Genomic DNA, 22,634 nt, shown 5'->3' with positions numbered 1-22,634 from the left:
AAGGCGGAACCGACATGATGGACACCCTCAACCAACTGCTCGCGGGCTTCGCCACCGCCGGCACCCCCATCAACCTGCTGTGGGCCTTCGCGGGCTGTGCCCTGGGCACCGCCATCGGCGTGCTGCCCGGCCTGGGCCCGGCCGTGACGGTCGCCATGCTGCTGCCCATCACCGGCCAGGTCGAACCCACGGCCTCCATGATCTTCTTCGCCGGCATCTACTACGGCGCCATGTACGGGGGCTCCACCACCTCCATCCTGCTCAACACGCCGGGCGAGACCGGCACCATGGTCACCGCGCTCGAAGGCTTCAAGATGGCCAAGAGCGGGCGCGCGGGCGCGGCCCTGGCCACCGCCGCCATCGGCTCCTTCGTGGCCGGCACCATCGCCACCATCCTGGTGACGCTGTTTGCGCCCATGCTGGCCGAATTCGCCGTGAAGCTCGGCCCGCCCGAGTATTTCTGCCTGATGCTGCTGGCCTTCACGACCGTGAGCGCGGTGCTCGGCCAGAGCACCTTGCGCGGCCTCACCGCGCTGTTCTTCGGTCTGGCGCTGGGCCTCATCGGCATCGACCAGATCACCGCGCAGGTGCGCTACACCGGCGGCATCCTGGAGTTCATGGACGGCATCGAGGTGGTGCTGGTCGCCGTAGGCCTGTTCGCCGTGGCCGAAGCGCTCTACAACGCGCTCTACGAAGGCCGCAGCGAAGCCAGCATGAACAAGATGAACAAGGCCCACATGACGCGCAGCGAATGGCGCCGCTCCTGGCCCGCCTGGCTGCGCGGCACCGCCATCGGTTTCCCCTTCGGCACCATCCCCGCCGGCGGCACCGAAATCCCCACCTTCCTGAGCTACGCCACCGAGCGCAAACTGGCCGCACCCGAGCACAAGGCCGACTTCGGCACCGTCGGCGCCATCGAAGGCGTGGCAGGGCCCGAGGCCGCGAACAACGCGGCCGTCACCGGCACGCTGGTGCCGCTGCTCACGCTGGGCATTCCGACCTCGGTGACCGCCGCCATCCTGCTGAGCGCGCTGCAGAACTACGGCATCAACGCCGGCCCGCAGCTGTTCCAGACCTCGTCCGCGCTCGTGTGGGCGCTGATTGCCTCGCTCTACATCGGCAACGTCATGCTGCTGGTGCTCAACCTGCCCATGGTGGGCCTGTGGGTCAAGCTGCTGAAGATTCCGCGCCCGCAGCTCTACGCCGGCATCCTGATCTTCGCCACCGTGGGCGTGTACGGCATGCGCCAGAGCGCGTTCGACCTTTTCCTCATGTACGGCCTGGGCCTGCTCGGTGTGGTGATGCGCCGCTACGACTTCCCCACCGCACCCGTGATCGTGGGCCTCATCCTCGGCCCGATGGCCGAAGCGCAGATGCGCAACGCCCTGTCCATCGGGGAAGGCAGCTTCATGGTGTTCCTGCAGCGCCCCATGTCGGCCACGCTGCTGGCCGTGGTGCTCGTGGTGCTGGTGTTGCCGCGCCTGTTGGCACGGCTCAAAGGGCCTGCGGGGGCCTAGCCTCGATCCGAAACCGTCCCTCGGCTAGGGGGAATCCCTGGCCTGGAAGGCCTGGGTTGTCACCTGCATACAACGCGGCAAGCACCCAGTTTCCCGGCAGGCCCACCACGATTCCTGCCCGCGCAGGAGTCAGGTGCAGGTATCTGGAATGAAAAGCCGGATGGCGGCAACGAAGCGCGTCCGGACCTGAGGTCAAAGTCCTCCCGAGTCGTCAAGCCTGTCAGCCTTGACAGGCGTTGGACGCCGCTTTTCCCCCAAGACAGCATGGCCGCCCATGAAAAGCGTGGGGCGGCGAGCCCGTCTTCGCCCGTTGAGTCATGCCAACTTCGTGAGGTTCGGGTTTCTGCAATGAACACTTCCAGATCTGTTGAACAGGCGCATCAAGAATTGAAAGACGCCTGTCTCGCCTTCATTCGTGGGCGGCCGTGGGACTCGGTCACTTGCCATGCGGTCATCCTGAACAAGATGGCCCGAATCAGCATCTATCTGGTTCACGAGAACCAGATCGAAAGAAAAAGGCTCGCAGCGACTGGGGCTTTCACGGCACCCGAAGACGCCGTGCTGTTCCTGCGCGACGATCTTTTGAGCACCACCGGGGAGCGCATGTGGGGCCTGACCTTCACGCTGTATCCCGACGGCAGGTTCAACATCGAGTTCGACTGCCACCAGCCCAAGGGCCACGAAGCCGCATCCACGCCAGGCGAAGCCTTGTCTGTCGCCGAGAGACTGCCTCAGGCCTGGGACAGGATGGCCGCGGCGCTGTCCGCTCACCAATCCTTCGAAGACCAATGGCTCGTCACCGCCATGACCTGGCTGGAGCAGCAGACGACGAAGCACCGCCAGGCATGGGGCCTGGGCAGCGAAACCCAATGGCACCTCGACATGGACGAAGGCTGGTTGCGCTGGAGTTTCGCCGACGGCCGCGTGATGCAGGCCGCCGCGCAGGTGGTGGGGGTCTACTGCACGAAGGAGAGCCGCTTCACCTGGGGTTGGGAGCACCCTTCGGTGCCCGACGCCTTGCAACGGGCCGCACAGCAGGTGCGCACCCTCGGCTTTGATCGGTGGGTCACGCGCGTCGTGAACTGCTCGCAGGATGAGGCCTGGCAATTCGCCGCCATGGCCGCGCAGCACGACGGGGCCGCCGGGGCCTACCGGGGCGACAACGATGGGACGTGGATGTACCTGAGTTTCGATGAGCCCAGGGCCGTGACGCTGTGATGCCTCAGGTGGCGTGACCTCAGATGGTGCCCGTTCGCTCGGACGGGGACCACTCGCCCCCGAAGAGCATCCTCTCCAGGCAGTGGCTGGCCTGCGGCACGTCATGGGTCTGGACCAGCAAGAAAACGGCGTCTCGATCCGGTCGCGAGACACCGAGTTGCTCCAGCAGACCGTGCAGCCATGCCGCGTCATCCTGCTGAATCCGTTCGATCAGGCAATGGATGGCGTAGCAGGGGTTTTCCGCCGCCATCTTCAGCTTGGCGGCCGTCCATCCCTCCGAGCGGGCAGAGCGGTTCAGGGTCTCGACGAACGCGGGGGAATGGAAGTCGACGCGCCAGGCCGTCTCTCGCCGGTTCAGTTCGCGGGTCGAGAAAAACGATCGGATGCCTCGGTACACCCGGTAGCCGGCATAGGCCAGGCCTGTGGCGATGGCGATGAACGCCAGCGGGGGAAAGAGGAATGCCAAGGCGCTGAAGAGGGTGGCTGCGATGCCGGTGATGGTTTCTATCCTTGCCTTGGTCCGCTTGTCTCGGGCTTGTTGCAGCGCGTCCTTGCGTTGGCTGCGGGCGTGTCGGATCACATGGGCTTGCAGCGATGTCGGGCTGGCGGCGGGTGAGCCGCTTTCGATCAAGCGCAGCGCGCGCTTGGCCTGTTCGACCAGCTTGCTCGACGAATGCCATTTGAAGATGCCCGCCAAGGCTTGAAACGCCGAGCCCACGATGCCGACGATGCTGGCGGCCAACGAGAGCCACGCACTGGCCTTGAAGGCCAGCTTCAGGGCGGAAAACAGGCGCGATGTCCACGACACGACGGTGTAGCGAACCACATCCACGATCTGCTCCGGCGCGTGCCGCATGGCCGTCTCCAGCTGCACCTTGGAGGCGCGCGCCTGCCAGGCCTTCTTGGCGGCGTCGCACAGTCGCCGCGCCTGAGAGGGATGTGCCTCTGAATGCGCCCACCGGCGGTGGGCCTCGTCCAGCGCCAGTTGGCCCTGTGCGAATGCGGCGTGGGTCGCCTGTCGGTGCGACAAAGCCTGGCAGGTGTTGGACAGGTTTTTGATCGCCGCGCCCGTTTCGATGGCACCGCCCGCACCCTGGAGGGCCTGGAAGGCGCCCAGCGCTTCCACGGGAAAACCATCCCCGATCGGTGCGCTGTTCTCGTGCCCGGTTTTTTCCAGGGGCGCCTTGCTCAACCCCGAGGCCACGCCTTGCGGCGCACGGGTGAGGTAGGCCATGCCGCACACGGCATCGAGTTGGGAGTGCAGCCGTCGGGCTGTCACCGCCCCCTCCAGGTGCCCAGGGTCCGTGGACGCCAGTGGGGTGTCCCTGAACACCCACACGTCCGCGTGCGCGTGGCCGTGGTGGCGTGGGCTGCCCGTCGGCCCATTCATTTCGCCATGGGGAGAGGGCGGGCGGGTCGGAAAACCAAGGACAGAGGAAAGAACCATGTGCGTCATCGCGGCGAATCGTAGTTCTTACTTATTACTCTTCAATGACAGTGCAGGCGCGGAGAAGTGCAGGGTTACCATCCCGCCATGACCCGGGACAACCGCCTGCCGCGTGACGCGCAAAGCATCCTCGAACTCGCCGCGAGGTCGATGTTCGATCTGTTCGCCAACGCCAGCGAGGGCATGATGCTGGTGGACCGCGACGCGCGCGTGGTCTGGATCAACGACCAGTACCGCCGCTTCCTGCCCGCGCTGGGCTTCGAGCGCGAGGAAGACTTCGTCGGCCACCCGGTCTCGCGCGTGGTACAGAACACGCAGATGCACCAGGTGCTGGCCACCGGCAAGCCCATCCTCATCGACCTGCTGACCAACCGCGCCGGCACCTTCGTGGTGAGCCGCATCCCGCTGCGCGACGACGCGGGCGAGGTGATCGGGGTGCTGGGCATCGTGCTGTTCGATCACCCCGAGACCACGCTGCAACCCCTCATCAGCAAGTTCGCGCGGCTGGAGCAGGACCTGAGCGAAGCCCGGCGCGAACTCGCGAGCCAGCGCCGCAGCAAGTACACCTTCGCCAGCTTCGTGGGCAGCAGCGCCGCCGCGCTGGAGGTCAAGCGCCAGGCCCGGCGTGCCGCGCAGTCGGCCAGCCCGGTGCTGTTGCTGGGCGAGACCGGCACCGGCAAGGAGTTGCTCGCGCACGCCATCCACGCGGCCTCGCCGCGCGCGGGCCGCTCGTTCGTGAGCGTGAACATGGCGGCCGTGCCCGACACGCTGCTCGAAGCCGAGTTCTTCGGCGTGGCCCCCGGGGCCTACACCGGCGCCGACAAGAAAGGGCGCGACGGCAAGTTCAAGCTGGCCGATGGCGGCACGCTGTTCCTGGACGAACTCGGCGACATGCCGATGTCGGTTCAGGTCAAGCTGCTGCGCGCGCTGCAGGAAGGCGAGATCGAGCCGCTGGGTTCGAACAAGCTGGTGCGCTTCGACGTGCGCGTGGTCGCCGCCACCTCGCGCGACCTGCAGCAGATGGTGCGCGAAGGCAGCTTCAGGGAAGACCTCTACTACCGCCTCAACGTGTTGCCCATCCGCGTGCCGCCGCTGCGCGAGCGGCAGGACGACATCGCGCTGCTGATCGAGGCCCTGTGCGAAGACATCGCCGCGCGTGGCGGCGGCGCGCAGCTGGAGCTGACCGCCGACGCCCAGGCCCTGCTGGCCGCGCAGCCCTGGCGCGGCAACATCCGTGAACTGCGCAACGTGCTGGAACAGCTTGCGCTGCGCAGCGACTCGCACCACATCGCCGCCGCGCAGGTGGGGGCGGTGCTACAGGAAGCCGGCCTGCCCGCCCTTGCGCCGGCGGCCACGTTGCCGAAGGCCGTCGCGCGTGCGATGGAAGAGGGCGACGAACTGCGCCCGCTGCCCGAGCAGATCGCCGAGCTGGAGCAGCGCGCGATCGCGCAGGCCCTGGCCCGCACCGGTGGGAACCGCACCGCAGCCGCGAAGCTGCTCGGCATCTCGCGCGCCAGTCTGTACGACCGTTTGGCGGCCTTGGGCGATGCGTCTGAAATTCAGACGATTGTCTGAATTTCAGACAATTTCACGATTCGGGATTGTCTGAAATCTGGACAATCGCAAGAGCGTTCTAAACAAAACCCTTTGAAATCAAAGGCCTGTACCGCTGGCACGAAGTCTGCGATAAGGAAGGCACGGCGCACCGCGCTGTCACGATCCTTCCAACCAGGAGACAAGACATGACTCACACCACCCGCCGCCTGGCGGTCATCGCGCTCGCCTGCTCCGCGGCGCTCGGCACCTCGCTCGTTTCGGCCCAGGCCAACAAGGGCGAGATCCGCATCGCCCACATCCACAGCAAGACCGGCCCGCTCGAGGCCTATGCCAAGCAGACCCAGGCCGGCCTGATGATGGGCCTGAGCTACGCCACCGGCGGCACCATGATGGTGGGTGGCAAGAAGATCGTCGTGATCGAGAAGGACGATCAGGGCAAGCCCGATGTGGGCAAGAGCCTGCTGGCCGCCGCCTACGCCGACGACAAGGTGGATCTGGCCATCGGCCCGACCGCTTCGCCCGTGGCCCTGGCCATGCTGCCCGTGGCCGAGGAGTACAAGAAGATCCTGCTGGTCGAGCCCGCCGTGGCCGACTCGATCACCGGCGACAAGTGGAACAAGTACATCTTCCGCACCGGCCGCAACAGCAGCCAGGACGCCGCCGCCAACGCCGTGGCGCTGGACCAGCCGGGCAACGTGATCGCCATGCTGGCCAACGACAACGCCTTCGGCCGCGACGGCGTGAAGGCCGCCAAGGACTTCACCAAGAAGGCCAAGATCGTTCACGAGGAATACCTGCCCGTGGGCACGACGGACTTCACCGCCGGCCTGCTGCGCATCGTCGACAAGCTCAAGGACCAGCCGGGCACCAAGTACATCTCGGTGGGCTGGTCGGGCGCGCCCACGCCCTTCGGCAAGATCGCCGAGATGGAGCTGGACAAGCGCTACGGCATCAAGCTCGCCACCGGCGGCAACATCCTGCCCGCGATGGTGGCCTACAAGCAGTTCCCGGGCATGGAGGGCGCGCTGTACTACTACTTCGGCATCCCCAAGAACCCGGTGAACGACGCGATGGTGGCCGAGCACTACAAGCAGTTCAAGACGCCGCCGGACTTCTTCACCGCCGGTGGTTTCTCGGCCGCGATGGCCGTGGTGACCGCGCTGAAGAAGACCAACGGCGACACCAAGACCGACACGCTCATCAAGACCATGGAAGGCATGAGCTTCGACACGCCCAAGGGCACGATGACCTTCCGCAAGGAAGACCACCAGGCCATGCAGAGCATGTACCACTTCAAGATCAAGGCCGATCCGGCGTTTGCCTGGGGTGTGCCCGAGCTGGTGCGCGAGATCAAACCCGGGGACCTTGCCATTCCTATTCGGAATGGCCGGTAACCCCCTGCGCCGCTGACGCGGCTTCCCCCTTGAAAAGGGGGACAACACCTGCGGCCCGGCAAAGCCGGTTCCGCGGTGTTTCTGGAAGTTCGCCGCACTTGCGGCTCACGGCATACCGCTGCCTTCTGCGGAGAGTCCCTTCATGCTTGAAACCCAAGACCTCACGGTCCGCTTCGGCGGGCACGTGGCGGTGAATGCCGTCTCGTGCGCGTTCGCGCCGGGCACGCTCACCGCCATCGTCGGCCCCAACGGCGCGGGCAAGACGACCTACTTCAACCTCATCTCGGGCCAGATCAGGGCCAGCGCGGGCCGTGTGCGGCTCGGTGGCAAGGACATCTCGGCGCTGGGCGCGCCGGCGCGCGCGCAGGCCGGGCTGGGCCGGGCGTTCCAGCTGACCAACCTGTTCCCCAACCTCACGGTGCAGGAGAACGTGCGGCTGGCGGTGCAGGCGAGGGCGGGCGCGGGGCTGAACCTGTGGCGCATCTGGAGCGACCGGCGCGACCTGCTGCAGCGCGCCGACGAGGTGCTGGAAACCGTGGCGCTGGCCGACAAGCGCGACGCGCTCGCCTCCAGCCTGCCGCACGGCGACCAGCGCAAGCTGGAGGTCGGCATCCTCATGGCGCTGGAGCCGCAGGTCTTCATGTTCGATGAACCCACGGCCGGCATGAGCGTGGACGAGGTGCCCGTGATCCTGAACCTCATCCGCAAGCTCAAGGAAGACAAGCGCAAGACCATCTTGCTGGTCGAGCACAAGATGGACGTGGTGCGCGAACTCTCGGACCGCATCATCGTGCTGCACAACGGAGAGCTCGTGGCCGATGGCGAACCCGCCACCGTGATCGCCTCGCCCGTGGTGCAGCAGGCCTACCTTGGCATCAACCCCGAAGAAGAGGTGAGCGCATGAGTCAGGACCTGTTGACGCTGAAAGGGGTTCACACCCACATCGGCGCGTACCACATCCTCCACGGCGTGGACCTCGCCGTGCCGGCCAACCAGCTCACCATGCTGCTGGGCCGCAACGGCGCGGGCAAGACCACCACGCTGCGCACCATCATGGGCCTGTGGCACGCCAGCCAGGGCACGGTGACGCTCGACGGCCAGGACATCACCCAGCGCCCCACGCCCGACATCGCGCGCAGCGGCGTGGCCTACGTGCCCGAGAGCATGGGCATCTTCGCGGACCTCTCGGTGCGCGAGAACATGCTGCTGGCCGCGCGCGGCGCGCGCAGCCTGGACGACATCGACACCAACCGCCTCGAATGGATCTTCGGCCTGTTCCCGGCCATGAAGAAATTCTGGCTGCACCCGGCCGGCAAGTTGAGCGGCGGGCAGAAGCAGATGCTCGCCGTCTCGCGCGCCATCGTCGAGCCGCGCAAGCTGCTGCTGATCGACGAGCCCAGCAAAGGCCTGGCGCCCGCGATCATCCAGAACATGATCGCGGCCTTCCGCGAACTCAAGGCCGCCAAGACCACCATCCTGCTCGTCGAGCAGAACTTCAACTTCGCGCGCCAGCTCGGCGACACCGTGGCTGTGATGGACGACGGCCGCGTCGTGCACAGCGGCTCCATGGCCGAACTCGCGGCCGACGAATCGCTGCAATCCAAGCTGCTGGGCCTGTCCCTCGGAGCACACCAATGAAACTCAACGCCGACTTCGACTGGAAGCCGCTGGCCCTGGTGCCCGCGCTGGCGCTGCTCGCGCTGCCCGCCGTGGGCAGCCCGTCCACCTGGATCACGCTCACCGTGGCCGGCCTGGCCATGGGCATGATCGTCTTCATCATCGCCTCGGGCCTCACGCTGGTCTTCGGCCTCATGGACGTGCTCAACTTCGGTCACGGCGTGTTCATCGCGCTGGGCGCCTTCGTGGCCACCACCGTGCTGGCCAGCATGGGCAGCTACACCACGGCCAACAGCCTCTGGCTCAACCTCGTGGCCTTGCTGCCCGCCATGCTGGTGGCGATGGCCGTGGCCGGCGCGCTGGGCTGGGTGTTCGAGCGGCTCATCATCCGCCCGGTGTACGGCATGCACCTCAAGCAGATCCTCATCACCATGGGCGGCATGATCATCGGCGAGGAAATGATCAAGGTCATCTGGGGCCCGGAGCAGATCGCGCTGCCACTGCCCGAGAGCCTGCGCGGCTCCTTCATCTTCGGCGATGCCGCGGTGGAGAAGTACCGCCTGCTCGCCGTGCTGGTGGGCGCGGCCGTGTTCGCGGCGATGGTGTGGACGCTCAACCGCACCAAGGTCGGCCTGCTGGTGCGCGCCGGTGTGCAGGACCGCGAGATGGTCGAGTCCCTCGGCTACCGCATCCGGCAGCTCTTCATCGGCGTGTTCGTGGTGGGCAGTGCGCTCGCCGGCCTGGGCGGCGTGATGTGGGGCCTGTACCAGCAGACCGTGCTGCCGCAGATGGGCGCGCAGGTCAACGTGCTGATCTTCATCGTCATCATCATCGGCGGCCTGGGCTCCACGCTGGGCGCGCTCATCGGCGCGCTGCTGGTGGGGCTGATGGCCAACTACACCGGCTTCCTGGCACCCAAGGTCGCGCTGTTCTCCAACATCGCGCTCATGGTCGCCATCCTGCTGTGGCGGCCCCAGGGCGTGTACCCGGTCACGAACCGATAAGAAGGAGCCGAAGCATGTTGTCCCGTCTCCTCTCCAACGACCTGCCGCGCAGCCGCTGGCTGGTCGCCTTGCTGATCGTGCTCTTCCTGGGCCTGGCCTTCGCGCCCTTCCTGTTCCCGGGCGTGAAAGCGCTCAACGTGGCCGCCAAGGTGCTGATCTTCGTGGCGCTGGTGGCCAGCTTCGACCTGCTGCTGGGCTACACCGGCATCGTGAGCTTCGCGCACACCATGTTCTTCGGCATCGGTGCCTACGGCGTGGCCATCGCGCTCAACGCGGCGGAGTCACCGTCCTGGGGCGCCATTGCACTGGGCGTGCTCTGCGCGCTGCTGGTCTCGCTGGTGCTCTCGCTGCTCATCGGCCTGTTCTCGCTGCGGGTGCGCGCGATCTTCTTCGCCATGATCACGCTCGCGGTGGCCTCGGCCTTTCTCACGCTGGCCTCGCAGCTGTCGGATTTCACCGGTGGTGAAGACGGCCTGACCTTCCGCGTGCCCGAGCTGCTCTCGCCCGGCTTCACGCTGACCGAAGAGCCGCTGCAGACGCCGCTGGGCGAGGTCGATCTCAACGGCCGGCTGATCACCTATTACCTGATCTTCCTGGCCGTCACCGCGATCTTCCTCACCATCCTGCGCATCGTGAACTCGCCCTTCGGCCGCGTGCTGCAGGCCATCCGCGAGAACGACTTCCGTGCCGAGGCCCTGGGCTACCGCACCGTCGTCTACCGCACGTTGTCCAACGTGCTCTCCGCCTCCTTCGCCACGCTCGCGGGCTGCCTGCTCGCGCTCTGGCTGCGCTACAACGGGCCGGACACCTCGCTCTCGTTCGAGATCATGCTGGACATCCTGCTCATCGTCGTCATCGGCGGCATGGGCACGCTCTACGGCGCCTTCATCGGCAGCGTGCTCTTCGTGGTGGCGCAAAGTTACCTGCAGGACCTGCTGCGCATGGCCGGCAGCGCCACCGAAGGCCTGCCGCTGTTGCCCGCGCTGCTCACGCCCGACCGCTGGCTGCTCTGGCTGGGTGTGCTCTTCGTCCTGTCGGTGTATTACTTCCCCACGGGCATCGTGGGCAAGCTGCGAGAGCGGGCCTCGCTCGCGCGCCTGAAAGGAGGCCGGCCATGAACACCGCCACCACCCTCGCGCCCGCGGCCACCACCGTGACCCCGCGCTCGCGCTACCTCACCTGCGCAGGCCGCGAGATCCACTTCATGGACTGGGAGCCCGAGACGCCCAATGGTCAGACGGTGGTCGCCTGGCACGGCCTGGCCCGCACCGGACGCGACATGGACCCGCTGGCCGCGCACCTCAGCGCGCAAGGCTGGCGCGTGATCTGCCCCGACACGATCGGGCGCGGCCTCTCGGAATGGAGCCCCGAGCCCGAAGCCGAGTACTGCCTGGACTTCTATTCGCGCATCGCCACCGCGTTGGTGGACCAGCTCGTCATCAAACGCTTCCATTGGGTGGGCACCTCCATGGGCGGCGCCATCGGCATGGTGTGCGCCGCCGGCCCGCTGCACGGGCGCATCGAGCGGTTGGTGCTCAACGACATCGGCCCCAAGCTGGCCGACGCGGCGGTGCAGCGCATCCGCAGCTACGCGGGCAACCCGGCCGCGTTCCACACCATGAGCGAGCTGGAACAGTACTTCCGCACCGTCTACAAGCCGTACGGCTACCTGAGCGACGCGCAGTGGCGCCTGCTCACCGAAAGCTCGGCGCGCCGACTGGCCAATGGCCGCGTGACGCCGCACTACGACCCGGCCATGGTGATGCAGTTCAGCCACCACCCCGCGGACTACGACCTCTGGCCCACCTACGACCGCATCGACGTGCCCGTGCTGTGCCTGCGCGGCGCGGAGTCGGACCTGCTGCTGGCCGACACGGCCGAGGCCATGCGCGACCGCGGGCCGCGCGCGCTGGTGGTGACGATTGCCGGCTGCGGGCACGCGCCCGCGCTCAACGTGCCCGAGCAGTTCGAGCTGGTGCAGCGGTTTCTTGCGGGGCACTGAGCCCGCGAGCTTCTCAGCCGCGGTCCGCGTGCGCCCAGCCGGGCACGTTCACGAAGTAGCGCAAGGCCTTGCCCTGGCCCCGGGTGAACAGCAAACCCTCGTTCACCAGGTGCGCCATGTCCCGCGTGGCCGTGGCCTTGGATGCGCCGGTCATCTTGGTGTACTTCTCCGCATTCAGGCCGCCGAGGAAGCCACCATCGCCGTCGTCCAGCAAGCGCTGCACCACCTTGCGCTGCCGCGCGTTCAACACCACGGCGGCGTGCTGAGACCAGAAGCGCGATTTCTCCAGGGCGATCTGGATCAGCGAGCCGGTGTGCTCGCAGGCATGCCGGTACTGCTGCACGAACCACAGCACCCACCCGGACACATCCGTGCCGCCATGCTGGGCGTTTTGCAGAGCCTCGTAGTAGCCTTTGCGTTCCGCGAGCAACTGGTGCGACAGGCTCACGAGCCGTTGCGGTGCGGCTGCATCCTGTGCCAGCGCGAGGTCGATGATGGCGCGGCCGACGCGCCCATTGCCGTCTTCAAACGGGTGGATGGACTCGAACCACAGGTGGGCCATCGCGGCGCGCGCAATGCCATCCAGTGGAGGTCGTGCTTTGCGGTCGGGCCGGGTGTGCTCGAACCAGTCGAGGAACGCCCGCATCTGCGCGTCCACCTGCGCGGAGGGCGGGGCGATGTAGTGCACCACCTCGCGGCCGGGCCGGCCGCTCACGATCTGCATCGGGTCCGCATGGTTGCGGTATTGGCCGACGCGGATGCGCTGCAAGCCGCTGACGCCCATGGGAAACAGGGCCACATGCCAGCGGCACAGGCGTGCCTTGCTCAAGGCTTTGCCAAAGTGCTGTGTGGCGTCCTCCATCACGTCCACCAAGCCATCCACCTGCCGGCTCACCGGCGCCGAGGCGTCCACGTCCAGGCCCATGTGGCGCAGCACGGAAGAACGCACCGAGTCCGGATTCAACTGTTCGCCCTCGATGGCGGCGGTGGCAACGGCTTCCTGAACCCAGAGCTCGCGCAGTGTGGGGGCTGTGGCGTCCAGCCCCACGGCCGCGCACTGGCCCATCAGTTCTCCCTGGCTCTGTCGCGCCTGGAGCAGAGCGGCCGTCACCTCAGGTGCGGCCGCCGTCAAGTTGGGCCAGTCAGGGGACTGCCAGATCAAGTTTGAGGAAGGGGCTGCGGTGTGTGCCATGAGCCGCATTTTAAGCAAATACGGCTCAAATAATGAGCCGTATCTGTCAAAATACGGCTCGGAAGAGCGCTCAGCCACTCATCGAACGATCCCATGCGCCTTCATCACGGCTTCCTCGTCCCCCGTGATCCAGCCAAACACCGTGGCCGTGTCGCCTTCCCGGCGGACGAGGTACGCGTTGGTGAAGTCGATGGTCTTCTTCTCGTTGTCGATGGCATAGGTCGCCGTCCAGTCCACGCGCGCCAGGGCGTGAAGATCGTCGATGCCGGAGATGTCCAGGCGCTGGAGCTTCATGCCGCTCATGCCGATCTGCCGGTAGCGCTCGAAGCCGTCGGCCATCACCCGCTTCAACTGGTCGTCGTTCTGCCCCGTGACCACGCCCGACGGGGCCGCCGCGATGAATGCCTTGGCGTAGAGATTCGCGACCGCCACGAGGTCTGAATCACCGCTGAGGGATCGGTTGAACTCGCGCTCATAGCGCTGGAACAATTCATTCACCAACGATTCCATGGATGGAGATCCGGTCTGGTGGGTCATGGGCACCTCGCTGCAGGGAGAAAAAGGGCATCGCACCCGATCGATGGGGTTCAACTACCATGGCGGCTGTCGTTTGGCCGTGAACCTTGGAGTGGCGTGATGCGTCTCGAGTTCGGCATTTTCCTTCTCCACCCATGAGCCGCCTTCGCGAAGCCGGGCGCCGCATTCGGCACGCCGCGCTGAACACACCAGGGTTGCGCGTGATCCTGCTGGCCATCCGCAATTACGTCCTGCACCAGAGCGCCAACCAGGCCGGCAGCCTCGCGTTCTCGTCGGTGCTGGCCATGTTTCCGCTCCTGATCCTGTTGTCCGCTTCGGCCGGTTACCTGGGCAAGCCTGGCGACGCGGCGGCGCTGGTGGGCCGCGTGGTGGGGTACACGCCGCAAGTGGTGCGCGACGTGATGCAGCCGGTCATCGAGCAGGTGCTGGCCCAGCGCAACCAGGCCTTGCTGGCCGTGGGCGTGCTGGTGACGCTGTGGACCGCCTCGTCGGGCATGCAGGCGATCCGCTCGGCGCTGAACCGCGCCTATGGCATCGAGCGCGGGCTGCCGTTCTGGAAGGCGCGCATCAAGGTCACGCTGTTCACGGTGGTGGTGGGTTCGGGCGTGCTGCTGGCTTTCAGTTCGGTGGTGGTGATGCCGTATGTGTGGCTGCTGTTGGCCGAGAACGTGGGCGTGGGGCGGGAGACCTTGTGGGCGCGCAACAGCGTGCGCTATGGCTCGGCGTTCCTGGTGCTGGTGATGTTGTATGCCTTGATGTACGGCTGGCTGCCGGACATTCGCCAGCGGCTCTACACCGTGATCCCAGGTGCCGTGGTGGGGGCCGCCCTCTGGGTGGGGGCGGCCGCCAGCCTGTCGTACACCTTGCGCACCGCGGGCAAGCTGGCCTTGCTCTACGGCAGCTTCGCGGGCGTGGTGGCCACGCTGGTGTTTCTGTACATCAGCGCCACCACGCTGATCTTCGGTGCCGAAATCAACGGGGTGTTGCGCGGCTCGGTGGAGCCAGACGGCAAGACCGCGCCGCCTTAGCGGATGCGTCGGCCCAACGGCGTGTAGCGCAGCAGCTTGCTCAAACCGTCGCGGCCGCTGGCGGCTCGGCCCACGAGGGCGGTGGCCGCCAGCATGCCTGCCGTGCGCACGACCACCGAAGGGCTCGTGCGCGTGAGCGCCCATGCCGCAATGCCCGCGCCCAGCACCAGCCAGTGCTCGCCGGGAAAACTGTCGCGGGCGTCGTCGTGTGCCTTGGCCCGCTCGACGAGCGAGCCCTGGGTTCTTCTTCTGGTCGCCACGATGCATCTCCTGGAGTGATCGAGGTTCCACCTTACCGCGCCGAGGAGCAAGGCAATGTAGGACGACTTCGCGAGATGGTCCCCGTGGGCCGCTGTTCGGCAGCGGTTACTGGCGCAGGATCTTTTCCATCTTCCTGCCCTTGGCCAGCTCGTCGATCAGCTTGTCCAGGCAGCGGATGCGCTGCATCAGTGGGTCTTCCACCGCCTCGACGCGCACGCCGCAGACGACGCCGGTGATCAGCGAGGTGTTCGGGTTCATCGCGGGGGCCTGGGCGAAGAAGGTTTCAAAGTTGTTCCCTTGCGCGATCTGCCGCTCCAGGCCCGCCTGGTCGTAGCCCGTCAGCCAGCGGATGACGTCGTCCACTTCCGCTTTCGTCCGGTGCTTGCGCTCCGCTTTCTGCACATACAGCGGGTAGACCTTGGCAAACGCCGTCTTGAAGATGGGGTGGGCGGGCATGGTCTTCCCTCGTGTGAACCAGCAGGATCAGTCTTTCGCGCCCAGCGCCAGGGCCCGTTCGCGGCTGGCCTGCAACTCCATCGGGTTGTCCGCTGTCTTGGTGGGCCAGCCTTGCAGGTGCCGCTCGGCCAGATCGGCCAGTGCGCGAATCCACTCGGGCGAGTCGTTCACGCAGGGGATGTACTGGAACTGCTGGCCGCCCGCGTGCAGAAAGGCTTCGCGCGCCTCCATGTTGATTTCTTCCAGCGTCTCCAGGCAATCGCTGGTGAAGCCGGGGCAGACCACGTCCACGTTCTTCAAACCCTTCTTCGCCATTGCCACCAGCGTGGGCTCGGTGTAGGGCTCCAGCCATTTGGCCTTGCCGAAGCGCGACTGGAAGGTGAGGGTGTAGCGCTCGGGCGCCAGGCCGAGTTGCTCGGCCAGCAGGCGCGCGGTCTTGCGGCATTCGCAGTGGTAGGGGTCGCCCAGGTGCAGGGTGCGCTCGGGCACGCCGTGGAAGCTCATCACCAGATGGTCGCCCTGGCCGTGCGCCGTCCAGTGCGCGCGGATGGTCCGGGCCAGCGCCTTGATGTAGCCCGGGTCGTCGTGGTAGCGGTTGACGAAGCGCAGCTCGGGCAGGCTGCGCACGGGCTGGCTCCAGGCCGTCACCGCGTCGATCACGCTGGCGGTGGTGGTGCCGCTGTACTGCGGGTAGGCCGGCAGCACCAGCACGCGGGCCACGCCCTGGGCCTTGAGCTCGTCGAGCACGGACGCGATGGACGGGTTGCCGTAGCGCATGGCATAGCGCACCGTCACCTGGTGGCCGCGCTCGCCCAGGTAGCCGCGCAGCAGCGTGGCCTGTTTTTCGGTCCACACCTTCAGCGGCGAGCCTTCGGGCAGCCAGACGCTGGCGTACTTGGCGGCGGACTTCTTCGGTCGCGTGCGCAGGATGATGCCGTGCAGGATGGGCCACCAGACCAGCCGGGGAATCTCCACCACGCGGGGGTCGCCGAGGAACTCGGCGAGGTAGCGGCGCAGGGCGGGGGCGCTGGCCTCGTCGGGCGTGCCGAGGTTGCAATAGACGATGGCCGTGCGCGCTGGCTGGCCATGGGGGATCGTCGGTTCGGGGCGGAAGGGCATGCGCTATTCTCCCGCAGACATGAATACCCCCTCCCCACGGCGCTGGACGTCAGCCGCATCCGCGCCATCACCATCGATCTGGACGACACGCTGTGGCCGATCTGGCCCATCATCGAGCGCGCCGAGGCCGTGCTGGCCGCCTGGCTGCTGGAGCACGCGCCGGCCACCGCCGCGCAGTGGGGCGACCCCAAAGCCCTGCGCGCGGTGCGCAACGAAATGCACACCCTGCGGCCCGACCTGGCGCACGACATGAGTGCCTTGCGCCGGGAGGCGATTCGCCTGGTGCTGACGCGCGCGGGCGACGACCCGGCGCTGGCCGAGCCGGCCTTCGACATCTTCTTTGCCGAGCGCCAGCGCGTGGAGCTGTTCGAGGACGCCTTGCCGGCGCTGGAGTTTCTGGCGAAGCGCTATCCGGTGGTGGCCTTGTCCAATGGCAATGCCAACGTGCACACGGTGGGCCTGGGCCAGCATTTCCATGCGGCGTTCAGCGCGCACGAGTTCGGCGTGGGCAAGCCCGATGCGCGCATCTTCCACGCGGCGGCCGGCAGTGCGGGCGTGGGCGCCGCCGAGGTGCTGCACATCGGTGACGACGCGCAGCTCGATGTGGTGGGGGCGCTGGGCGCGGGCATGCAGGTGGCCTGGCTCAACCGCGCCGGCCACGCCTGGGCGCACGCGCCGTTGCAGCCCCATGTCACCGTGGCCGACCTGATGGCCCTGTGCCGCCAGCTGGGCTGAGCATGGGCCTCACGATCTACGGCATTCCCGCTTCCCGCGCTGTGCGCCCGCTCTGGGCCGCCACCGAACTGGGCCTGGATTTCAAGCACGTCGAGCTGGCCTACCAGGACCGCGGCACGCGCACGCCCGAGTTCCTCGCGATCAACCCCAACGGCCGCGTGCCGGCGGTGGTGGATGCCCGGCCCGAGGGCGATGTGGTGGTGTGGGAGAGCATGGCCTGCGCGCTGTACATCGCGCGGCATCACGGCCCGGCCGACGGTGCAAGCATCACGCCGGCCACACCGCACGAAGACGCCGAAGCCCTGCGCTGGAGCTTCTGGGCCATGACCGAAACCGAGGCCGATGCGCTCACGGTGCTGATGCACCGGCTGGTGATGCCCATGGAGCGGCGCAAGCCCGAGCTGGCCGACGCGGCCGAGCGCCGCCTGGCGGTGCCGCTGCGCGTGATCGAGCGGCACCTGCAGCGCCAGAAAGAGGCGGGCCAGGCCCACCTCGCTGCCGCGCGCTTCACCGTGGCCGACCTGTGCGTGGCCAGCGTCTTGAACTGGGCGCGCCCGTCCAGGGCGCTGATGGACGCCCACCCGCTCACGCACGAATGGATCCGGCGCTGCATGGCGCGCCCGGCCTACCTCGCGGTGCGCGAGAACGGCTGAGCGCCGGGGCTCAGAAGCCCCAGAGCAGCTGTTTGGCGATCCAGCCGCCCACGCCTTCTTCGCGTTCCACGCGCACCCAGTCGGCCCGCTTCTCGCGCGTGCGCAGCAATTCGCCGTATTCCGCCTTGCCCACGATGCGGTGCTGTGCGCCCGGGCCACTGCGTATGTTGGCGACCTTCGCCTTCACGACATGGTGCGGCGTGTTGCCGGTGAGCGAGCGCGCGACCCAGCCCGTGTCGCCCTCGAAGTCGCGCACCTTGATCCAGCTGCCCTTGCGCTCGGTGATCTGCAGCGGGTAGCCCCGCTTGAGTTCCCACAGCACGGCGGCCTTGGTGCTCGGGCCTTCGCGCATGTTGAGCGTGCTGCCCTGCACACTGACCATGCTTTGCGCCTGCGCCACGCTCGTGCTGAGCGCGAGCAGGCACAGGCCGGCGGCGGCGATGAGGTGTCGGGCGGGGTGGGGGGCGTTCATCCGCGAGGTCTCCTTCGGGTCGGGTTGAAAAAAATGTCACACGGTGTGAACCCCGTGCGCCCCAGAGGTTCCGCAGATGCGTGGATCAGTGGGAATCGGTGGCGAGCCGGGCCGCCGCGAGGCCGCTGCGCACCGCGCCTTCGAGCGTGGCGGGGTAGGGCCCTTCCACGTAGTCGCCCGCGGCCCAGAGCCCGGGGGCGATGGCCTGCACCGGCCGCACCAGTCCGGGCGTGCAGGCAAAGGTGGCGCGCTTTTCCACCACGGTCTGCACGGCCTGCAGCGCGGGCAGGCCGAGCTGGCGCCGGCCTTGTTCGAGCACCTGGGTCTGCAGGTCGTCGCGGTCCTCGCCGCTGGTGCTCACCACGAAGGCCAGCAGGCCTTGCGCGGCCGCGTCCGCGGGGCTGAGCTGGCCCCGGTCGAACACGAACTGCGCGGGGGCGGTCTGGGCGTCTGGCTCGGCGCGCAGGGCCAGCATGGGCGAGGCCAGGCGTGCGCCGGGTGCCCAGGCATACACGGTCGTGATGGCCGTGAAGGGCAGCGCGCGGGCCGAGCGCGCCCAGGCCTTGAGGATGGGCTCGGTGCTTTCGTCGCAGGCGTCCGCGGCCTGGCGGATGGCTTTTTCGGCGGGGCTCGCGGCGGTGGCCCAGATCACGCGGTCAAAGGCCTCTTCGCCACCTTCGTGGCCCAGCATCCATTGCGTGGCCAGCGGGCGCAGGGTGCTCACGCGGGTGCCGATGCGCATCTGGGTCGAGCCGCCATGGCGCAGCAGCCACTCGGCCGCCGCATCGGGGAACAGGCGCGAGAGGTCGGTGCGCGGCAGCAGCAGGCTGGACGCGCTGAAGCCCGCAAAGCCCTTGCCGAACAGGGCATCGCGCAGCACGCGCAGGAACACGGCTGCGCTCGCGTCCACCGTGGGCGTGTTGAGCGCGGACACGCACAGCGGTTCGATGAGCTCCTGCACCACGCGCGCGGGCAGGCGGGCGCAGAGCTCGGCCACGGTGAGCTGGGGATCGCATTGAAAACCCTGGCGCTGCCAGCGCAGCGAGAAGTTGACGAGCGCGAGCCGTTCGCGCCAGCGCCAGCTGCGCGTGGTGGCGATGGCGGCGAGCGCGTCCAGCGGCGCGGGCCAGTGCGCGGCCCAGGCCGGCGTCTGCAGGCCCGAGCCGTCGGTGTGCGGCAGGGCGAGGGGCAGGGCCAGCAGCGCCTGGGACAGGTCCAGCCCCACGCGCTGCATCAGCGCCAGCGTGTCGCTGTAGGCGCCGATGAGGATGTGTTGTCCGTTGTCGATCGTGAGCGGCGTGCCGTCGGGCAACTGCGCGGGCAGGGTGCGCGCGCGGCCCCCGAGCGTGCGCGCCGATTCGAACACCGTCACATCGATGCCGCGCGAGGCGGCTTCCACCGCGGCGGCCATGCCGGCCCAGCCGGCACCGACGACGGCGAGCTTCATAGGACGCGAAGACCCGCGCGGCGGTGGAGCGTGGGGCTCATAGCCTGCCCAGGGCCTGGACTTTCCAGGCCAGCCAGAACTTGCGCAAAGGCGTCAGGCTCACGCGCTGGGTCAGCACCAGCAGCGGGTCGGCCGCGATTTCCTTGAGCAGGGTGCGGTAGATGCTGGCCATCATCAGGCCCGGTTTCTGGGCACGGCGATCGGCCGCGGGCAAGAGGGCCAGGGCATCGTCGTAGGTCTGCAGGGCGCGCGTGCACTGGAATTGCATCAGCGCGTGGAAGCGGCGCTGGAAGTCGGCCACATCGGTGCCGGGCGCGGCGCCGCGCTGCAGCAGCTCGTGGGCCCGCACGTTGAAGCTCTGCAGCTCGTTCACAGGCAGGTAGATGCGCCCGCGAGTGGCGTCCTCGCCCACGTCGCGGATGATGTTGGTGAGCTGGAAGGCCAGGCCCAGGCGGTGGGCGTATTCGGTGGTGGCGATCTGCGTCTGGCCGAAGATGCGCGCCGCCACTTCCCCCACCACGCCGGCCACCAGGTGGCAGTAGCGCTGCAGGTTGGCGAAGTCGAGGTAGCGGTTCTGCTCCAGGTCCATCTGGCAGCCGTCGATCACGGCCAGCAGGTGGCGGATCTCGATCTCGTAGGTCTTGGCCAGCGGCATCAGCGCCTGCATCACCGGGTGGCTGGGCTCGCCGGCATAGGCTTGCGCCACCTCGCGGCGCCACCAGGCCAGCTTGGTCTGGGCCACGGCGGGGTCGCTGACCTCGTCCACCACGTCGTCCACCTCGCGGCAGAAGGCGTAGAAGGCGGTGATGGCCGCGCGGCGCTCGGCCGGCAGGAACAGGAAGGCGTAGTAGAAGCTGCTGCCTGAGGCAGCGGCTTTTTGCTGGACGTAGTCTTGAGGGCTCATGCGTGGTGCGATCCGGGGCCCAAGTGTACGCACCCGGGCCCACCGCCTGCGGGTAGGATGGGCCGGCGATCCAGCCCGTCCCCACGAGGTGCCCCATGAACGATTCGAACCGTCGCGTCTTTCTGTTGCGAGCGGCCGCCACCGGCGCGGCCGGCTGGGCCGCCTCGGCGGTGGCCCAGCCGGCCATGGTGGGCGACAAGGACCCCACCGCCCTGGCCCTGGGCTACACGTCCGACACCCAGAAGGTGGACCCGCGCAAGTTCCCCAGGCACACCCCGGCGCAGACTTGCCGCAACTGCCAGCTCTACACCGGCAAGCCCGGTGACGCGGTGGGGGGCTGCACCATCTTCACCGGCAAGATGGTGGTGGCCAACGGCTGGTGCAGCGCCCACGTGCCCAAGGGTTGATGCGGGCACCGCCCGGGCTCACTTGCGGGCCTTGGCCACTTCCTCGGCCACCAGGGCGAGGAGCTGCTCGCGCCCGAAGCTGGGCAGGCCCCGGCCATTGACGAAGAAGGTGGGCGTCTTGGTCACTTCCAGCGCGGTGAGGTCTTCGATGTCCTGCCGCAGTGCGGCCGCGAGTTCGGGCCGCTGGGCGTCCTCGATGGCCTGGTTGATGTCCAGCCCGGCCTGTTCCGCGGCCTGGAAGGCCACGCGCAAGTTGGGCTGGGCGTGGTCGGCCCACTGCGGTTGCGCGGCCAGCACGGCGTCGAGCACGGGCGCGTACTTGTTCTGCCGCTTGGCCGCTTCCAGCAGCAGGACGATCTGGTCCGAGCCCTGGTGGAAGGGCGCATAGCGGATCACCACACGCACTTCGTTGGGGTACTGCGCCAGCAGGCCCTTGACCACGGGGTGGAAGGCGCGGCAGGTCTCGCAGGCCGGGTCGAAGAACTCGACGATGGTCACCGGCGCGCCCTGCGGGCCGAACACCGGCGAATGCATGCGCACGAGGCGCGCCTGTTGCTGGGTGACCTTGTCCATCTGCGAGTTCTGCACACGCTGCTGGTACAGGTAGGCGCCCAGGCCGAACGCGGCGAGCACGACGGCGACGAGCGCGATCACGGTGATTTTCTTGGAGGTCATCGGGAGGTCTTTCGAAGGAACAGGGTGAGCAGAAGGCTGATGGCCGCGAAGGCGGCCAGGGAGAGCCAGGGAATCTGGATGCCGTTGAGGATCTCGAGCCGCTGGTCCGCGCACGAGACACCGGCGCTGCACGGCAGCCAGGCCTTGGGGATGAGGCCAGCCACCAGCAGCGTGTGGTACCCCGCCATGGCGGTGCCGCCCAGTGCCAGCGGCAGCGCGTAGACCGCGCCGCGCCGGTCTTCGGCGAAGCAGGCCATGCCCAGGATGAGGGCCAGGGGGAACATGAAGATGCGCTGGTACCAGCAGAGCTGGCAGGGCACCATCAACATGACCTCGCCGATGAACAGCGCGCCGGCCGTCGCGGCGATCGCCACCAGCCAGGCCAGGAGCAGAAGCGTCCAGGGGTTCTTCATGGGCGGGCGTCCGGTGTGGCGACGGGCGCGGCAGGCCGCCGCAGCGAGAGCAGGGCCCAGGCGATGACGGCGGTCACGACGAACACGTCGGCCAGGTTGAAGGCCGGCCAATGCAGGCCGCGCCAGTGGAGGTCGAGAAAGTCCACCACCGCGCCGGTCTGCACGCGGTCGATGAGGTTGCCCGCGCCGCCGGCCACGATCACCGCGCCGAGCCAGCGCTCCATCGGCTCGACGTGGCGCGTCATGCTCACGAAGCTGATGGCCACGACCACGATCAGGCCGACGGCGATGAGGAACGGGCGCTGCCAGCCGTCGGCATCGGCCAGCAGCGAAAACGCCGCGCCGGTGTTGAGCACATGGACCAGGTTCAGCCAGGGGGTGAGTTCGATGCCCGTGCCCAGCGGGATCGTGGCGGCGAAGTGGGCCTTGGTGGCCTGGTCCGCGCCCACCAGCGCGACGACGAGAACCAGCCAGGCCCAACGGGGGATCGGCGGAGCCAATGGAGTGACATGGGGTGCACCTCTTCGAAGAGCGCAGGAATGAGAGAAGAGCGGGCGACCCGGAAGGCCGCTCGCCGCT

At 67.8% G+C, this 22,634-nt stretch carries 25 protein-coding genes; 13 read left to right on the top strand and 12 right to left on the bottom strand.

Translation table 11 applies throughout. The annotated features are described in order from the left end of the window. Positions 1-17: 17 nt before the first annotated feature. Positions 18-1,517 (top strand): tripartite tricarboxylate transporter permease, encoded by a 1,500-nt coding sequence (locus tag ABSY19_RS02675; protein ID WP_382164011.1) that lies wholly within the window; start codon positions 18-20, stop codon positions 1,515-1,517. A gap of 348 nt (positions 1,518-1,865) precedes the next feature. Further along, the gene (locus ABSY19_RS02670; protein ID WP_382158823.1) at positions 1,866-2,735 is read left to right on the top strand and encodes a DUF6882 domain-containing protein; all 870 of its coding nucleotides are present in this window, start codon (positions 1,866-1,868) and stop codon (positions 2,733-2,735) included. A gap of 19 nt (positions 2,736-2,754) precedes the next feature. Here the strand turns inward: ABSY19_RS02670 and ABSY19_RS02665 are convergent, their stop codons facing one another. Beyond that, positions 2,755-3,969, bottom strand: coding sequence for a hypothetical protein (locus ABSY19_RS02665; protein ID WP_382158821.1), 1,215 nt, complete (start codon positions 3,967-3,969; stop codon positions 2,755-2,757). A 300-nt stretch (positions 3,970-4,269) separates the two neighbouring features. Between ABSY19_RS02665 and ABSY19_RS02660 the strand changes: the two genes are divergently transcribed. The 7 genes from ABSY19_RS02660 (at position 4,270) to ABSY19_RS02630 (ending at position 11,756) form a co-directional block, all read left to right on the top strand. After that, positions 4,270-5,757 (top strand): sigma-54 interaction domain-containing protein, encoded by a 1,488-nt coding sequence (locus tag ABSY19_RS02660; RefSeq protein ID WP_382158819.1) that lies wholly within the window; start codon positions 4,270-4,272, stop codon positions 5,755-5,757. 167 nt (positions 5,758-5,924) lie between these two features. Further along, positions 5,925-7,133 carry a substrate-binding domain-containing protein gene (locus tag ABSY19_RS02655; protein ID WP_382158817.1) on the top strand — a complete coding sequence of 403 codons (1,209 nt, stop codon included), beginning with the start codon at positions 5,925-5,927 and terminating at the stop codon, positions 7,131-7,133. 142 nt (positions 7,134-7,275) lie between these two features. Next, on the top strand, positions 7,276-8,037 hold the full coding sequence (locus tag ABSY19_RS02650) for an ABC transporter ATP-binding protein (RefSeq protein WP_382158816.1): 762 nt from the start codon (positions 7,276-7,278) through the stop codon (positions 8,035-8,037). Next, the gene (locus ABSY19_RS02645; RefSeq protein WP_382158814.1) at positions 8,034-8,771 is read left to right on the top strand and encodes an ABC transporter ATP-binding protein; all 738 of its coding nucleotides are present in this window, start codon (positions 8,034-8,036) and stop codon (positions 8,769-8,771) included. The genes ABSY19_RS02650 and ABSY19_RS02645 overlap by 4 nt, the downstream gene beginning before the upstream one ends. Beyond that, entirely contained in the window at positions 8,768-9,754 is a 987-nt protein-coding gene (locus ABSY19_RS02640; protein WP_382158812.1) for a branched-chain amino acid ABC transporter permease, read from the top strand. Before ABSY19_RS02645 ends, ABSY19_RS02640 begins: the two co-directional genes overlap by 4 nt. 14 nt (positions 9,755-9,768) lie before the next feature. Next, on the top strand, positions 9,769-10,872 hold the full coding sequence (locus tag ABSY19_RS02635; protein ID WP_291112288.1) for a branched-chain amino acid ABC transporter permease: 1,104 nt from the start codon (positions 9,769-9,771) through the stop codon (positions 10,870-10,872). Then, on the top strand, positions 10,869-11,756 hold the full coding sequence (locus tag ABSY19_RS02630) for an alpha/beta fold hydrolase (protein WP_382158810.1): 888 nt from the start codon (positions 10,869-10,871) through the stop codon (positions 11,754-11,756). Before ABSY19_RS02635 ends, ABSY19_RS02630 begins: the two co-directional genes overlap by 4 nt. A gap of 13 nt (positions 11,757-11,769) precedes the next feature. On the opposite strand, the gene ABSY19_RS02625 is transcribed toward ABSY19_RS02630, so the two are convergent. Next, the gene (locus ABSY19_RS02625) at positions 11,770-12,948 is read right to left on the bottom strand and encodes a Fic family protein (protein WP_382158808.1); all 1,179 of its coding nucleotides are present in this window, start codon (positions 12,946-12,948) and stop codon (positions 11,770-11,772) included. Between the two features lie 78 nt (positions 12,949-13,026). Beyond that, entirely contained in the window at positions 13,027-13,485 is a 459-nt protein-coding gene (locus tag ABSY19_RS02620) for a nuclear transport factor 2 family protein (protein WP_382158805.1), read from the bottom strand. A 134-nt stretch (positions 13,486-13,619) separates the two neighbouring features. Here ABSY19_RS02620 and ABSY19_RS02615 point away from each other — a divergent pair, with 134 nt between their 5' ends. Then, positions 13,620-14,513, top strand: a complete 894-nt coding sequence (locus tag ABSY19_RS02615; protein ID WP_382158803.1) for a YihY/virulence factor BrkB family protein — start codon at positions 13,620-13,622, stop codon at positions 14,511-14,513. Here the strand turns inward: ABSY19_RS02615 and ABSY19_RS02610 are convergent. The 3 genes from ABSY19_RS02610 to hemH form a co-directional block, all read right to left on the bottom strand. Continuing rightward, positions 14,510-14,773: a hypothetical protein gene (locus ABSY19_RS02610; RefSeq protein WP_382158801.1), complete on the bottom strand. Its 264-nt coding sequence runs from the start codon at positions 14,771-14,773 to the stop codon at positions 14,510-14,512. The genes ABSY19_RS02615 and ABSY19_RS02610 overlap by 4 nt on opposite strands. Before the next feature lie 106 nt (positions 14,774-14,879). Beyond that, complete coding sequence (locus ABSY19_RS02605; RefSeq protein ID WP_382158799.1) at positions 14,880-15,230, bottom strand: DUF2200 domain-containing protein; 351 nt, start codon at positions 15,228-15,230, stop codon at positions 14,880-14,882. Between the two features lie 27 nt (positions 15,231-15,257). Beyond that, on the bottom strand, positions 15,258-16,349 hold the full coding sequence (gene hemH, locus ABSY19_RS02600; RefSeq protein ID WP_382158797.1) for a ferrochelatase: 1,092 nt from the start codon (positions 16,347-16,349) through the stop codon (positions 15,258-15,260). On the opposite strand from hemH, the gene ABSY19_RS02595 reads away from it, so the two are divergent. Both ABSY19_RS02595 and ABSY19_RS02590 read left to right on the top strand, forming a co-directional pair. Continuing rightward, complete coding sequence (locus ABSY19_RS02595; protein ID WP_382158795.1) at positions 16,317-17,084, top strand: HAD family hydrolase; 768 nt, start codon at positions 16,317-16,319, stop codon at positions 17,082-17,084. The two genes, hemH and ABSY19_RS02595, sit on opposite strands and share 33 nt — an antisense overlap. A gap of 2 nt (positions 17,085-17,086) precedes the next feature. Beyond that, complete coding sequence (locus tag ABSY19_RS02590) at positions 17,087-17,737, top strand: glutathione S-transferase family protein (protein WP_382158793.1); 651 nt, start codon at positions 17,087-17,089, stop codon at positions 17,735-17,737. 10 nt (positions 17,738-17,747) lie between these two features. Here ABSY19_RS02590 and ABSY19_RS02585 read toward each other — a convergent pair whose 3' ends face one another. The 3 genes from ABSY19_RS02585 to hpnD all read right to left on the bottom strand — a co-directional run bounded on the left by ABSY19_RS02585 (position 17,748) and on the right by hpnD (position 20,560). Next, the gene (locus tag ABSY19_RS02585; RefSeq protein ID WP_382158791.1) at positions 17,748-18,209 is read right to left on the bottom strand and encodes an SH3 domain-containing protein; all 462 of its coding nucleotides are present in this window, start codon (positions 18,207-18,209) and stop codon (positions 17,748-17,750) included. Positions 18,210-18,294: 85 nt separating this feature from the next. Beyond that, complete coding sequence (hpnE, locus tag ABSY19_RS02580) at positions 18,295-19,656, bottom strand: hydroxysqualene dehydroxylase HpnE (RefSeq protein ID WP_382158789.1); 1,362 nt, start codon at positions 19,654-19,656, stop codon at positions 18,295-18,297. Between the two features lie 37 nt (positions 19,657-19,693). Continuing rightward, positions 19,694-20,560, bottom strand: coding sequence for a presqualene diphosphate synthase HpnD (hpnD, locus tag ABSY19_RS02575; protein ID WP_382158787.1), 867 nt, complete (start codon positions 20,558-20,560; stop codon positions 19,694-19,696). 95 nt (positions 20,561-20,655) lie between these two features. On the opposite strand from hpnD, the gene ABSY19_RS02570 reads away from it, so the two are divergent. After that, entirely contained in the window at positions 20,656-20,967 is a 312-nt protein-coding gene (locus ABSY19_RS02570; protein WP_382158785.1) for a high-potential iron-sulfur protein, read from the top strand. Between the two features lie 18 nt (positions 20,968-20,985). Here the strand turns inward: ABSY19_RS02570 and ABSY19_RS02565 are convergent, their stop codons facing one another. The 3 genes from ABSY19_RS02565 to lspA are packed head-to-tail and all read right to left on the bottom strand — an operon-like array spanning position 20,986 to position 22,555. After that, a complete protein-coding gene (locus ABSY19_RS02565; RefSeq protein WP_382158783.1) occupies positions 20,986-21,642 on the bottom strand; it encodes a DsbA family protein in 657 nt (218 codons plus the stop codon). Then, positions 21,639-22,055, bottom strand: coding sequence for a disulfide bond formation protein B (locus ABSY19_RS02560; RefSeq protein ID WP_382158781.1), 417 nt, complete (start codon positions 22,053-22,055; stop codon positions 21,639-21,641). Before ABSY19_RS02560 ends, ABSY19_RS02565 begins: the two co-directional genes overlap by 4 nt. Next, a complete protein-coding gene (gene lspA, locus ABSY19_RS02555; RefSeq protein ID WP_382158779.1) occupies positions 22,052-22,555 on the bottom strand; it encodes a signal peptidase II in 504 nt (167 codons plus the stop codon). Before lspA ends, ABSY19_RS02560 begins: the two co-directional genes overlap by 4 nt. Positions 22,556-22,634: the final 79 nt, after the last annotated feature.

It is taken from the genome of Hydrogenophaga sp. ANAO-22 (genome assembly GCF_042466645.1).
In the GTDB taxonomy this organism is placed as follows: domain Bacteria; phylum Pseudomonadota; class Gammaproteobacteria; order Burkholderiales; family Burkholderiaceae_C; genus Hydrogenophaga.
The sequence above is the reverse complement of the archived record's forward strand: the minus strand, read 5'-3'. Positions and strand labels throughout refer to the sequence as shown.